Annotated in this window: 9 protein-coding genes; 6 read left to right on the forward strand and 3 right to left on the reverse strand. The window is 64.0% G+C overall.

Annotated elements, in window-relative coordinates; genetic code table 11:
• The first annotated feature begins 5 nt into the window (after window positions 1–5).
• Window positions 6–1,430 carry a pyoverdine export/recycling transporter outer membrane subunit OmpQ gene (gene ompQ, locus HMPREF2581_RS20880; protein WP_003139294.1) on the forward strand — a complete coding sequence of 475 codons (1,425 nt, stop codon included), beginning with the start codon at window positions 6–8 and terminating at the stop codon, window positions 1,428–1,430.
• Between the two features lie 48 nt (window positions 1,431–1,478).
• Here ompQ and pvdP read toward each other — a convergent pair whose 3' ends face one another.
• Window positions 1,479–3,113 carry a pyoverdine maturation tyrosinase PvdP gene (gene pvdP, locus HMPREF2581_RS20885; protein ID WP_003139293.1) on the reverse strand — a complete coding sequence of 545 codons (1,635 nt, stop codon included), beginning with the start codon at window positions 3,111–3,113 and terminating at the stop codon, window positions 1,479–1,481.
• Window positions 3,114–3,328: 215 nt separating this feature from the next.
• On the opposite strand from pvdP, the gene pvdM reads away from it, so the two are divergent.
• Genes pvdM through HMPREF2581_RS20900 form a run of 3 tightly spaced genes read left to right on the forward strand, consistent with a single transcriptional unit; the run spans window position 3,329 to window position 6,864 of the window.
• Window positions 3,329–4,675, forward strand: coding sequence for a pyoverdine-tailoring dipeptidase-like protein PvdM (gene pvdM, locus HMPREF2581_RS20890; RefSeq protein WP_003103610.1), 1,347 nt, complete (start codon window positions 3,329–3,331; stop codon window positions 4,673–4,675).
• Window positions 4,676–4,697: 22 nt separating this feature from the next.
• Entirely contained in the window at window positions 4,698–5,981 is a 1,284-nt protein-coding gene (gene pvdN, locus HMPREF2581_RS20895) for a pyoverdine-tailoring periplasmic protein PvdN (RefSeq protein WP_003122677.1), read from the forward strand.
• 28 nt (window positions 5,982–6,009) lie between these two features.
• Window positions 6,010–6,864, forward strand: coding sequence for a dihydropyoverdine dehydrogenase (locus tag HMPREF2581_RS20900; RefSeq protein ID WP_003139292.1), 855 nt, complete (start codon window positions 6,010–6,012; stop codon window positions 6,862–6,864).
• Between the two features lie 68 nt (window positions 6,865–6,932).
• Here the strand turns inward: HMPREF2581_RS20900 and pvdF are convergent, their stop codons facing one another.
• Window positions 6,933–7,760 (reverse strand): pyoverdine biosynthesis hydroxyornithine transformylase PvdF, encoded by an 828-nt coding sequence (pvdF, locus tag HMPREF2581_RS20905; RefSeq protein ID WP_003114501.1) that lies wholly within the window; start codon window positions 7,758–7,760, stop codon window positions 6,933–6,935.
• 377 nt (window positions 7,761–8,137) lie between these two features.
• On the opposite strand from pvdF, the gene pvdE reads away from it, so the two are divergent.
• A complete protein-coding gene (gene pvdE / locus HMPREF2581_RS20910) occupies window positions 8,138–9,787 on the forward strand; it encodes a pyoverdine export ABC transporter PvdE (RefSeq protein ID WP_003103601.1) in 1,650 nt (549 codons plus the stop codon).
• Window positions 9,788–9,889: 102 nt separating this feature from the next.
• Complete coding sequence (fpvA, locus tag HMPREF2581_RS20915) at window positions 9,890–12,337, forward strand: ferripyoverdine/pyocin S3 receptor FpvA (protein WP_003139291.1); 2,448 nt, start codon at window positions 9,890–9,892, stop codon at window positions 12,335–12,337.
• A 163-nt stretch (window positions 12,338–12,500) separates the two neighbouring features.
• Here the strand turns inward: fpvA and HMPREF2581_RS20920 are convergent.
• A partial coding sequence (locus tag HMPREF2581_RS20920) for an alpha/beta fold hydrolase (RefSeq protein ID WP_049266394.1) occupies window positions 12,501–13,540 on the reverse strand: 1,040 nt, incomplete at its 5' end.

Here is a 13,540-nt window from a genome sequence, read left to right on the forward strand (position 1 = left end):
CGGACATGTCCATGAAGAATCTTTCCCTGATTTCCGCCTGCCTGCTGCTCGGCGCCTGCGGCAGCACGCCGGCGCCCCTCGACAGCGGCCTGGCCGCGCCCCCTCAGTGGCGCTACCTGGCGGCCGGGCGCAGCGATGCCAGCGACATCCGCCAGTGGTGGAAGGCCTTCGGCGCGCCGGAACTGGACAGCCTGCTGCAACGCGCCCTGCTGAACAGCCAGGACCTCGGCGCGGCGGTGGCCCGCGTGCGCCAGGCCCAGGCCTCGGCGGTGATCGCCGGCGCGCCGCTGCTGCCGGAGCTGAATGCGACGCTCGGCGCCAGCCGGCAGAAACTCCTGCGCGGCTCGGGCTATAGCGGTACCGACGCGACCTCCGACAACGATGCCGTCGACTCCTTCTCCGCCGGCCTCAGCGCCAGCTACGAAGTGGACTTCTGGGGCGGTCGCCGAGCTGCCTACCGCAGTGCCCTGGAAAGCCTCAAGGCCAGCGAGTACGACCGCGCCACGGTAGAGCTGACCCTGCTCTCCGGCGTCGCCAACAGCTACCTGCAGGTATTGGCGCTGCGCGAACAGCAGCGCATCGCCAGGCTCAACCTGGACAACGCCGAGCACGTCCTGCGCCTGGTGGAGACCCGCCATGCCGCGGGCTCGGCCACCGCCCTGGAGGTCGCCCAGCAGAGCAGCCTGGTCGCCAGCCAGCGCAAGCAGCTGCCGCTACTCGAGCAGCAGGCCCATGAGGCGCTGATTACCCTGGCCACCCTGATCGGCGAGCCGGTGCAGGCGCTACAGGTGGCCGAGCGACCTTTCGACAGCCTGCGCTGGCCGGAGACCGGAACGGGCCTGCCGAGCGAACTGCTCAGCCGCCGTCCCGATATCGCCAACGCCGAAGCGCAACTGGCCGCGGCCCAGGCCGACGTGCAGGTGGCGCGCGCGGCGCTGTTCCCCAAGCTGACCCTGAGCGCCTCGCTGTCGTCCGGCGCCAACCGCGCCGCCGACACTTTCCGCAACCCCTATTACAACCTGGGCGCCAACCTGCTCGCCCCGATCTTCAACCACGGCCGCCTGCGCGCTGAGCGCGACCGCAGCCTGGCGCGCCAGGAAGAACTGCTGGAAACCTACCGCAAGGCGATCCTCACCGCCTTTGCCGACACCGAACGCTCGCTGAACAGCATCGACGGCCTCGACCGCCAGCTGCACTGGCAGCAGCAGGAGCTGGAGCAGGCGCAGCGCGCCTTCGATCTCTCCGACAGCCGCTACCAGGCCGGCGCGGAAACCCTGCTGACGGTCCTCGAAACGCAACGCACGCTGTACGCGGCGCAGGATGCCGCCGTGCAACTGCGACTGGCCCGCCTGCAGGCCTCGGTCGGCCTGTACAAGGCCCTCGGCGGCGGCTGGCAGAGCGACCGCCAGGGTCTCGCGCGGAAAGACTGAGGCCCGCGTTGCGCGGGCCTCCTCCATCCTTACTCGCTCTTTCGCCGTTCAGCGCCTGAGCTGGTCGCGCGCCAGCTTCAGGTTGCGCGCGTACCAGGGCCGCCGCGGCGCACGCTTGAGCCAGCCGCTCAGTTGATCTTCTTCGCTGAAGATGATGCGCAAAGCCAGCTTCATGGTTTCCACGTCCAGCTCCACCGAGTTGCTGCTCGCCTGGACATCCGAAAGCCCGCATCCATGGGTCGCCGGACCCAGCCAGGGATCGCCGACCTCGACCCATCGACCGGGCGCGAACCATTGGATGCCCTCCACTTCGCGGCGCTGCACTTCGCCAGGATGGAAACGCTCGTGGGCGCGATACCAGTCCTCGATGCGGTCGTCGATCCAGCCGTGGAACGACCAGAACACCGGATTCACATGGGAGGAAAACGGGTCGCCGAGGAAGTCGTTCTCCGGGCGGAACCAGCGCGGGGCAAAATCGGCCGGAAAACGGTCGGTCATGACCGGGGCGCCGTTGGAGGGGTCCCTCGTCACCGAGGCCCAGCGCATGTGCAGCCAGTCATGCATGCCCAGTTCCAGCTCCGAACCGAACTGGCCGAGGGTCAACTTCGCCAGGTACGCCGGGTCCTGGTACTGCGATTCCCAGACCAGGAAATTGGCATGGTAGGCCTCGGCGCTTTTCAGGCCATGCAGCCACTCGCTGTACTCGTCGTCATCCACTGCCACCCAGGCCGGAGGCACGGAAAACCCGTCCGGATTGTCGAAGTAACGGATGAAGCCGGGACGATCGTACTCCAGCGGCACCACAGGTCGCGGCAGACGCTCCCAGGACGGCAGGTCCTGCATGGAACGCGCGGTATGCAGCATGTGCCGGTGCATGAAAAAGAAGTCGATACCCGAGGCGTTGCGATCCTTGCGTGGCCCTCGCGCATCGCGTTCGCGGTCCAGCGGGCCGGGCTGCCAACCGACTCCGCGCAACGCATTGCGTTGTTTTTCCGAAAGCCGATGCCATTTGTCCCGCGAAGCGTGCCATAGCTGGTGGAACAGTCGGTGCTGCGGCGACACCAGCCAACCGAGAAGTTTCTCGTTGAGCACGATGCGCTCATGGGCCAGGGGGAAGTGACGCTTTACCGCAACGAAACGAAAATCCTCGTTCGGCGACAGCGGCGAACGCTCCAGGCGCTGTATGCGTCCGCTCAGAGTTCCGTCGCCCGCGTTCGCATAGTCTGCCCAGACCTCGTCGAACACCGCCGAGCAATCGTGAGTCGGTGCCACGGAACCGCTCGCCTGGTCCACCAAACGCCAGCGGATGCTTGCAGAACTGGCTCCGAGCAAGTCGCCAAGCACACGAAAGCGCGGCGGCTCCGCCGCGAGGAGACGTTCAGGAGTATCCAGGTAGCCAATCAGGCCGCGTCCCTTGGGTGCCACGTCCAGCACCAGTTGCAAGCCCTCCCGAGGCAGCCCGGGCAGTTCGGCATCACCGCCTACCAGGCGCAGATCCCATAGACCGCGCAGGCGGTCGCCCAGTCGTATGCCATCGGTAGCCGCCAGGTCGAGCGAAGCCTCGTCAGGCGTCTGCGGCTCCTCTTCGCGGGTCAGATGACGATGTGTGTAGTAAGCCACCGGCAGCGCCGCCGCCCCGGTAAGGGCCAGGCCCGCCATGAATCCGCGTCGAGAAACCGTCATCGTCCTACCTGTATCAACCGTGAAGCTCGCTTTATCCAGCTAGAACGTTCCTTCCGTCGGCAAATTTACCGCCCACATGCCGTTCCACAGGCAACTCGACAATCCCTCCCGCGGCGCTAAATTTTCCCGCTCCGGCCTCGTCCCACCCTGACAGGTGAGTCCGCTTCGGCAGACGCTCATCCGCGCTTTCGATCTCGAACCTGACTGGGACGGCAATGACTAGAACACGCACACGCAAGGCCCTCTACCTCGGCTTGCCGATCTTCCTCATCCTCGTCGGCGGCGGCCTGCTGGCCTGGAAGACCTTCGGCCCGAGCGAAGCGGGCTACCCGCGCAAGGTCATGAAGCACGCCGAGGAGTTGCATGAGCGCATCCTCTCCTTCGATAGCCGGATCACCATCCCGCCGGACTTCGGCACCGAAGGCAACGAGTTCGACAAGGACGGACCGAACCAGCTCGACCTGGTCAAGGCGGGCCGCGGGCGCCTGTCCGGCGCTGCCCTGGCGATCTTCGGCTGGCCGGAGATGTGGAACGGCCCGAACGCGCCACACAAGCCGACCCCGGGATTCGTCGACGAGGCTCGTCACCAGCAGGAAATTCGTTACAAGATTCTCACCGGCATGGTCCGCGACTTCCCCAACCAGGTCGGCATCGCCTACTCCCCCGAGGACTTCCGCCGCCTGGCCATGGAAGGCAAGTTCGCCATCGTCATGAGCATGCTCAACGCCTACCCGCTGGGCGACGACCTGTCCCAGCTGGACAAATGGGCCGCCCGCGGCGTGCGCATGTTCGGCTTCAATTATGTCGGCAACAACGACTGGTCCGACTCTTCCCGTCCCTTGCCGTTCTTCAACGACACGGCGGATGCCCTGGGCGGCCTCTCCCCGCTAGGCAAGCAGGCGGTCGAACGGCTCAACGATCTCGGGGTGATCATCGACGTCTCGCAGATGTCGACCAAGGCCCTGGAACAGGTCGCCGCCCTCAGCCGCGCGCCCATCGTCGCCTCGCACTCCGCGCCGCGTGCCCTGGTGGACATCAAGCGCAACCTCAGCGACCACGAGATGCAACTGATCAAGGACAGCGGCGGCGTGATCCAGGTGGTCGGCTTCCCCGCCTACCTGCGTCCGCTGAGCAAACCGACCCTGGACAAGCTCAACGCCCTGCGCGCGCGCTTCGACCTGCCACCCCTGGAAGGCCTGGACTATGCGCTGATGCCGGGCGATCCGATCATCACCATCTGGCCGGAACAACGCTTCGGTGAATACGCCAGCGCCCTCTACGGCATCCTGGAGGAGGAGCCCAAGGCCGGCCTCAAGGAACTGGTGGACGCCATCGACTACACGGTGAAGAAGGTCGGCATCGACCACGTGGGCATCAGCTCGGACTTCAACGACGGTGGCGGCGTGGACGGCTGGAAGGATGTCAGCGAAATCCGCAACGTCACTGCCGAACTGATCACCCGCGGTTATTCCGATGCCGACATCGCCAAGCTCTGGGGAGGCAACTTCCTGCGCGCCTGGGGCGAAGTGCAAAAACGCGCCAAGCCGACAGCTACCCCCTGACCACGCCGCAACGGACCTCCCGATGAACGACCGTCGTACCTTTCTCAAGCAGGCCGGCATTCTCGCCGCCGGCCTGCCGCTGCTTTCCGCTGCCCAGTCGCTCCGCGCCGAAGGCGCACCGAGCGACGCCGGCAATAAGTGGAAAGCGCTGCGCCAGCAATTCGATCTCGACCCGCAGTATCTGCACTTCGCAAACTTCCTCCTCACCTCACACCCTCGGCCGGTGCGGGAGGCCATCGAGCGCCTGCGGGTCCGCTTCGACCGCAACCCGGGCGAAGCGGTGGACTGGCATCGCGAGGAAATCTGGAAATACGAGGACGAGGCTCGCGCCTGGGCAGGTCGCTACTTCGCCGTGCAACCTGGCCAGGTGGCGCTCACCGGCAGCACCACCGACGGCCTGGCGGCGATCTACGGCGGCCTGCTGGTGCAGCCGGGCAAGGAGATTCTGACCTCCTCCCACGAGCACTACTCCACCTACACCACCCTGGAATACCGGCACAAGCGCATGGGTACCCAGGTCCGCGAGTTCCCGCTGTTCAAGGACCCGCATCGGGTTTCCGCCGACGAGATCCTGTCCAGCATCGCCGCTCAGATCCGCCCGCAGACCCGGGTGCTGGGCATGACCTGGGTGCAGTCGGGCAGCGGCGTGAAGCTGCCGATCCGCGAGATCGGCAAGCTGGTGCGCGAACTCAACCAGAAGCGCGACGAGCAGGACCGGATCATCTACGTGGTCGACGGCGTGCATGGTTTCGGCGTGGAAGACGTCAGCTTCGCCGACTTCGACTGCGACTACTTCATCGCCGGCACCCACAAGTGGCTGTTCGGTCCGCGTGGCACCGGGGTCATCATCGCCCGCTCGGAACAGCTCCAGGAGCACCTGGTGCCGAGCATCCCGACCTTCTCCCGCGCCGACAACTTCGGCACCCTGATGACCCCTGGCGGCTACCACGCCTTCGAACATCGCCTGGCCCTGGGCACGGCCTTCGAGCTGCACCTGCAGTTGGGCAAGGCCGAGGTCCAGGCGCGTATCCACCAGCTCAACGCCTACCTCAAGCAGCGCCTGGGCGAGCATCCCAAGGTCCGCCTGGTCACGCCGACCAGCCCCGAGCTGTCTTCGGGCTTCACCTTCTTCCGCGTCGAAGGCCGCGATTGCGAGGCGGTCGCCAAACACCTGATGGCGCACCGGGTAATCAGCGACGCCGTGGATCGCGATGTCGGCCCGGTGGTGCGCCTGGCGCCGAGCCTGCTGAACGACGAGGCGGAGATCGACCGGGTGCTGGAAATCCTCGCCCCGCAACTCGCCTGACCCCTTTCGCCACTCAACGAGAACCGCCATGCACGCATTATCGCCCCTGGCCCTGGCCGCACTGATCGTCACCACCGCCCCCGCCTTCGCCGACGAAGCGAAGAAGCCCGGCACAGTGTTCAAGGATTGCAAGGACTGCCCGGAGATGGTCGTGCTGCCCGCCGGCAGCTTCACCATGGGCACCCCGGACGACGAGGTCGGCCGCCAGCCCGACGAGGGCCCGCTGCACGACGTGACCTTCGCCAAGCCGTTCGCCATCAGCCGCTACCAGGTCACCGCCGGCGAACTGGACGCCTACCTGAAGGCCACCGGCGTCAAGCTGGCCGACGGCGATACCCGCCCCGGCCGCGAATGCATCGCCGGCAAGCCGCGCTACCAGCAAGGCCCTCGCCAGCCGGCGGTATGCGTCGACTACAACGACGTGAAGAACTACGCCGCCTGGCTGTCAAAGAAGACCGGCAAACACTACCGCATGCTCAGCGAGGCCGAGCGCGAGTACGGCGCCCGCGCCGGCAGCGCCGGCCCCTTCCCCTTCCCGTTCGACGAAGGCAAGGAATACAGCATCGCCAAGCACGCCAACACCTACGGCGCCAGCGATGGCTACAACTTCACCTCGCCGGTGGGCAGCTTCCCGCCCAACGCCTTCGGCGTCTACGACATGCACGGCAACGTCTACGAGTGGGTCGCCGATTGCTGGCACGACCACTACAACGGCGCGCCGAGCGACGGCAGCGCGTGGATGGAGGACAAGTGCGAGCTGGTGCAGATCCGCGGCAACGACTGGGGCGAGCCGCCGATCTTCTCGCGCTCGGGCAACCGCAACAATGCGGCCCCCAGCGACCGCGGCGACTGGATCGGCTTCCGCGTGGCGCGCGAACTCTGATTCAGAATGAAGAAGGCCGGAGCGACGACACCGCTCCGGCCTTTTCGAACCCCTCGAAGGAACCGGGTTCAGAGCTTCTCGGCGAGCAGCGCCAGCCCTTCGTGCAAGGCCGGGAACAGGCTGTTGTTGAAGTTGTTCCAGCGCAGCTCGAGGATGGTGTCGTCGGGTGAAATCTCCGTTTTCAGCACATCATGGAACACTTCGCCGGAATCGATGCCATTGTCCACATAGTGGAACGATGCTCCGGTCCAGTACAGCGGCTCGACCGCGACCTTTTCCATGGTCGCCCAATCCACCACCTTCTCGCCCCGCGCTCCATACAACGCGTCCAGGGTCGCATAGGCGCCACGACGCTCGTAAGGCGAGTCCTCGCGCGTCACGCCAGGATGGATATTCATGATCCGCCGTGCGAACGGAGCGCCCGGGCGTACCAGCTCATCGAGGATGACCAGGAGCCCGTCCAATACCACCACATCGGCGCCCAGCTCCACCAGGGTGTCATGCAGGCGTCGCTCGAAATCGCTCTTGCCGGCCACATGCTCGGGGGTACCCCGCGGGTACCGGCGGTAGGTGGACGGCACGCTGAGCAAGAGGTCGTTCAGGGTCTTGCCTTGCACCTGCAGGTCTGCCGGATAGAACCATTGCTGCCCGGGACGATAGGCGAAACCGTAATCCTTGATTTTTCCCTGGTCGCGAGGCAGCTCCGCGTCGTCGTCGTAGATCACGCCCACGAGCTCGTAGGCATCGCCCAGCGCAGTCTGGTTCAGCGCCTCCACCAAGGACTCCAGTACCGACTTCATGTACCGCTGTTCGCCCTTGTACGGCACGTACTGGCCGGCCTTGTCGGCCGCGGCGTTTCTCAGGGACCAGATATAGGCCAGTTTCCTTTTCGTCATTTCATCATTCCCAGGAGTGGATCGAGCGCCAGAGGAAGGCAGCGCCATGTCGAGTCGAAGCGCGCGTCGACCTGCGACGGGCGGGCGCGACACCTCTTCCTGATCTGCAACGAACGGCATCGCCTGCAATTTACGTGGAAGAACCTACGCCCCGCCGAACGCCGCTAAATACCGGGCATCCTGCTTCGTCTGTCTGCAAGGAGGCCGAGACGGGTGACGCATGCTCCTGGAGCCGGTCGCCGTCCGCATTCGCAGTGCCGCAACGAAAGCCTGCGCCAGGCCACCCCACTCAACCGTCCCATGCCTACCGGCCCAGCCGGGAGCGGCCATGGAACAATCCTGGGACCCCACCGACCTAGTACATCCGGGAAGCAACTATGACCAATCCCAAGCGCGGCGCCATTCGCGAACTGCTCGCCCTGCTCAGGCCCTTTCGAGCGATCGTGGCCGTCTCCATAGCACTGGGCATGGCCGGCGGCCTTGCCATCACCCTGCTGCTGGCCAGCATCAACAACGCCTTGCACTCGGAAAACGGCCTCGGCCAAGGCGTCCTGCTGTCGTTCGGCGGACTCTGCCTGCTGGCATTGGTCAGTTCGATCGTCTCCGACATCGGTACCAGCTACGTCGGCCAACACATCATCGCGAAGCTGCGCAAGGAACTCGGCGAGAAAGTCCTCTCGGCGCCCATCGAGCAGATCGAGCGCTACCGGACCCACCGTCTCATTCCGGTACTGACACACGACATTGACACCATCAGCGACTTCTCCTTTTCCTTCACCCCACTGGCCATAGCCCTGACCATCACTTTCGGCTGCCTGGGTTACCTCGCCTACCTATCGGTCCCGATGTTCCTGCTGACAGTCGTCGCCATCGTCATCGGCACGGCAGCCCAGTACCTGGCGCGCTCCCGCGGTTTCAAAGGGTTCTATGCCGCCCGCGATCTCGAAGACGAATTGCAGAAGCACTACACCGCCATCGCTTCGGGCGCGAAGGAACTGCGCATCCACCGCCCCCGTCGCTATCGCATGCACACCGGCCGCATCAGCGAAACCGCGAACAACATCCGCGACCTCCACATCAGCTCCATCAATATATTCATCCTGGCCAAGACCTTCGGCTCGATGCTGTTCTTCGTGGTGATCGGTCTGGCGCTTACGCTCCAGGCCTACTGGCCTTCGTCCAATCCGGCCGCCATCACTGGCTTCGTGATGGTCCTGCTGTACATGAAGGGACCACTCGAACAGGTGGTGACCATCCTTCCCATCGTCAGCCGCGCCCAGGTCGCCTTCCAGCGGGTCGCCGAACTTTCCGAGCGTTTTTCCTCTCCCGAACCCCATCTTCTGCTCAGCGAACAGGAGGCCCCGGACAAGACCGTCGACAGCCTGGAACTGCGCGACGTTCGCTACAGCCCCCCCGCCGTCGAAGGCAGCGAACCGTTCCATCTGGGCCCTATCAATCTGCGTATCGCCCAAGGTGACATCGTCTTCATCGTCGGCGAGAACGGCTGCGGCAAGACGACCCTGATCAAGCTGCTGCTCGGCCTCTATCGCCCGCAGTCCGGCGAGATCCTTCTCAACGGAGAACCGGTCAGCGCGGAGACCCGCGACGATTACCGCCAGCTCTTCAGCACCATCTTCGCCGACTACTACCTCTTCGACGACCTGGTCCAGGGCAAGCAGGCTTCGTTGCAGAACGCGACCCAATATCTGCAACGCCTGGAAATCGCCCACAAGGTCAGCGTCATGGACGGCAACTTCAGCACCACCGATCTCTCCACCGGGCAGCGCAAGCGCCTTGCGCTGATCAATGCCTGGCTCGAAGAGCGGCCGGTCCTGGTCTTCGACGAATGGGCCGCAGACCAGGACCCGGCTTTCCGCAGGGTCTTCTACACCGAACTGTTGCCGGACCTGAAGCGCCAGGGCAAGACCATCATCGTGATCAGCCACGATGATCGCTATTTCGAAATGGCGGACCAGTTGATAAGGCTCTCGGCAGGCAAGGTCGTCAAGGAAACCGAGACGGCGTGAAACTTTTTCATCCGGTTTTCCGTGGGTAAAACGTCATACTAAGAGAATTGAGAAGCGATCTCATTCATTCGCAACTTGCCAACCTAAGAAGAGCAATCACCCATGCCAGCACCACACGGTCTCAGTCCTCTGAGTAAGGCGTTTTTGATGCGCCGTGCCTTCCAACGCAGGATGCTTCCCCACTCGCTCGCCATGGCCCTGAGCCTGCCGCTGGCGGGATATGTCCAGGCGCAGGAAATCGAGTTCGACATCCCTCCCCAGGCGCTGGGCAGCGCACTCCAGGAGTTCGGCCGCCAGGCGGATATCCAGGTGCTGTATCGCCCGGAAGAGGTCCGGAACAAGCGTAGCAGTGCGATCAAGGGCAAGCTTGAGCCGAACCAGGCGATTACCGAGCTGCTTCGTGGCACCGGCGCATCGGTGGACTTCCAGGGCAATGCGATAACCATCAGCGTCGCCGAGGCGGCGGACAGCAGCGTCGATCTCGGCGCCACCATGATCACCTCCAACCAGTTGGGCACCATCACCGAGGACAGCGGCTCCTATACGCCAGGCACTATCGCCACGGCGACCCGCCTGGTCCTGACTCCGCGCGAGACACCCCAGTCGATCACCGTGGTCACCCGCCAGAACATGGACGACTTCGGCCTCAACAATATCGACGACGTCATGCGCCATACGCCGGGCATCACCGTCTCGGCCTACGACACTGACCGCAACAACTACTATGCCCGCGGCTTCTCGATCAACAACTTCCAGTACGACGGGATTCCCTCGACGGCCCGCAACGTCGGCTACTCCGCGGGCAATACGCTCAGTGACATGGCCATCTACGACCGGGTGGAAGTACTCAAGGGGGCGACCGGCCTGCTCACCGGTGCGGGGTCCCTCGGCGCCACGATCAACCTGATCCGCAAGAAACCTACCCATGAATTCAAGGGCCATGTCGAACTGGGCGCGGGCAGTTGGGACAATTACCGCTCCGAACTGGACGTCAGCGGCCCGCTGACCGAGTCCGGCAACGTCCGCGGCCGGGCGGTAGCCGCCTACCAGGACAAGCACTCGTTCATGGATCACTACGAGCGCAAAACCAGCGTCTATTACGGCATCCTCGAGTTCGATCTGAATCCCGACACCATGCTTACCGTCGGCGCCGACTATCAGGACAACGATCCCAAGGGATCGGGCTGGTCGGGCAGCTTCCCGCTCTTCGACAGCCAGGGCAACCGCAACGACGTCTCCCGCTCCTTCAACAACGGAGCCAAGTGGAGCAGTTGGGAGCAGTACACCCGCACCGTCTTCGCCAACCTCGAGCACAATTTCGCCAACGGCTGGGTCGGCAAGGTGCAGCTCGATCACAAGATCAACGGCTACCACGCGCCCCTCGGCGCGATCATGGGCGACTGGCCGGCACCGGACAACAGCGCCAAGATCGTTGCGCAGAAGTACACCGGCGAAACCAAGAGCAACTCGCTGGATATCTATCTCACCGGCCCCTTCCAGTTCCTCGGTCGCGAGCACGAGCTGGTGGTCGGCACCTCGGCTTCCTTCTCCCACTGGGAGGGCAAGAGCTACTGGAACCTGCGCAACTACGACAACACCACCGACGACTTCATCAACTGGGACGGCGATATAGGCAAGCCCGATTGGGGTACCCCCTCCCAGTACATCGATGACAAGACCCGCCAGTTGGGCAGCTACATGACCGCCCGCTTCAATGTGACCGATGACCTGAACCTGTTCCTAGGTGGACGCGTGGTCGACTACCGGGTAACCGGCCTGAATCCGACCATTCGCGAGTCCGGACGCTTCATTCCCTACGTCGGCGCGGTCTACGACCTGAACGATACCTACTCCGTCTACGCCAGCTATACCGACATCTTCATGCCGCAGGACAGTTGGTATCGCGACAGCAGCAACAAACTGCTCGAACCCGACGAAGGCCAGAACTACGAGATCGGCATCAAGGGCGAATATCTCGACGGACGACTCAATACCAGTCTCGCCTACTTCGAGATTCATGAGGAAAACCGCGCGGAGGAAGACGCCCTCTACAACAGCAAACCGACCAACCCCGCCATCACCTACGCCTACAAGGGCATCAAGGCCAAGACCAAGGGCTACGAGGCGGAAATCTCGGGTGAACTGGCGCCAGGCTGGCAGGTTCAGGCTGGCTATACCCACAAGATCATTCGCGACGACAGTGGCAAGAAGGTTTCCACCTGGGAGCCTCAGGACCAGTTGAGCCTCTACACCAGCTACAAGTTCAAGGGCGCCCTGGACAAGCTCACGGTCGGCGGCGGCGCCCGCTGGCAGGGCAAGAGCTGGCAGATGGTCTACAACAATCCCCGCAGCCGCTGGGAAAAGTTCTCCCAGGAAGACTACTGGCTGGTGGACCTGATGGCCCGCTACCAGATCACCGACAAGCTGTCGGCCAGCGTCAACGTCAACAACGTCTTCGACAAGACCTACTACACCAACATCGGTTTCTACACCTCGGCATCCTATGGCGATCCACGGAACCTGATGTTCAGCACTCGCTGGGACTTCTGAGCCCGGCTGCGAAAAAGAACGCCCCGCAATGCGGGGCGTTCTGCTTCTCGGCTACCCCACGCGCCCCATCGCCGAAGACGCCTGTCGGCACGACACCAAATGATTCCTGTACAGAAACAAAGAGCCCGCCTGAAGGCGGGCTTTGAACGGAACGGACCTGAGATCAGCGCCCGGCATACTCCAGGGCGGCCCGGAAGCTCTGCACAAACTCAGGGTGGTCGATGATCTTGTCGTGCCGGGTATCCAGCACCCGCACCGGTTCGACACGCTCAGCCCCGATCGCCTCGGCCATCGAGCGCTCCACCGCGCTCCGCTGGATGGCATTGGTGCTGCGCGCGGCCCACCAGAGGCTGACCTTCGCCGTCAGACGCGGGTAATCCATCGCTTTCAGGCGCTCGTCGAGGATCTGTTTCAACTCCCAGGACACTTCCAGTTCGTTGCTCTGTACGATTTCGCTGCGCAGTGTCGCGAACTCGGCGCCGATCTCCGCTTCCGCCCAGTCGCTCATCCTCGTCCAGCGCTGCTCATCGTCCGTCGTGGCGGAGCAGATCGATGACCAGGCCCGTTCGATATGCTCGGCCCGCTCCGGAAACATGACACCGAGCAGTTCCACCCGCATCTCGCCCACGGATAGGTTCGGGACTGCCTCCGGCGTCGGCCCGATCTCGTTCCAGAACGCTTCGACCCTGACCGGTGCCGGCGCATCGATCCAGCCGACGAAAGCCACCTGCCGCCCACGCTGCTCCAGCCGGGCCGCGACATCCATCGCCAGGTTGCCGCCGAGCGACCATCCCGCCAGGTTGAAAACCCCTTCGGGGTGCTCCTGCAGCAATTGCTCGGCGTATTCCGCAACCATATCGTCCCACTCCGGCACCTCGCGACCAGCGCCCAGCAGGGCACGGCAGACAACACCCTTGACCGGATGACGATCCCGCAGCGCCATGGCGAGGGTCTTGTAACAGTGCACAGAGCCGAAACTCGGATGGAACATGAACAGCGGCGAACCTTCGCGCCTGCCGTTGAGCGGCACCAGCAACGACTCACGCGCCTGCCCCTCGATGCATGCCGCCTGTTCCGCGACGCTGGCATGGGTCATCAGTTGGCTGATGCTCAGCGTAGCCTGGCAGGTATCGCCGATCCGCTCCTTGAGCATCAGCAGCAACAATGAGTGACCGCCCAGTTCGAAGAAGTTGTCGTCCAGGC

Origin of the sequence: Pseudomonas sp. HMSC057H01, assembly GCF_001836405.1 — a bacterium.
Lineage (GTDB): Bacteria > Pseudomonadota > Gammaproteobacteria > Pseudomonadales > Pseudomonadaceae > Pseudomonas > Pseudomonas aeruginosa.

What these genes read in the sequence shown, in the direction of transcription:
- pvdM (WP_003103610.1), top strand. Translation starts at nt 3,329, where the DNA reads ATGACTAGAACACGCACACGCAAGGCCCTCTACCTCGGCTTGCCGATC.
- ompQ (WP_003139294.1), top strand. Translation starts at nt 6, where the DNA reads ATGTCCATGAAGAATCTTTCCCTGATTTCCGCCTGCCTGCTGCTCGGC.
- HMPREF2581_RS20900 (WP_003139292.1), top strand. Translation starts at nt 6,010, where the DNA reads ATGCACGCATTATCGCCCCTGGCCCTGGCCGCACTGATCGTCACCACC.
- pvdN (WP_003122677.1), top strand. Translation starts at nt 4,698, where the DNA reads ATGAACGACCGTCGTACCTTTCTCAAGCAGGCCGGCATTCTCGCCGCC.
- pvdP (WP_003139293.1), bottom strand. Translation starts at nt 3,113, where the DNA reads ATGACGGTTTCTCGACGCGGATTCATGGCGGGCCTGGCCCTTACCGGG.
- fpvA (WP_003139291.1), top strand. Translation starts at nt 9,890, where the DNA reads ATGCCAGCACCACACGGTCTCAGTCCTCTGAGTAAGGCGTTTTTGATG.
- pvdF (WP_003114501.1), bottom strand. Translation starts at nt 7,760, where the DNA reads ATGACGAAAAGGAAACTGGCCTATATCTGGTCCCTGAGAAACGCCGCG.
- pvdE (WP_003103601.1), top strand. Translation starts at nt 8,138, where the DNA reads ATGACCAATCCCAAGCGCGGCGCCATTCGCGAACTGCTCGCCCTGCTC.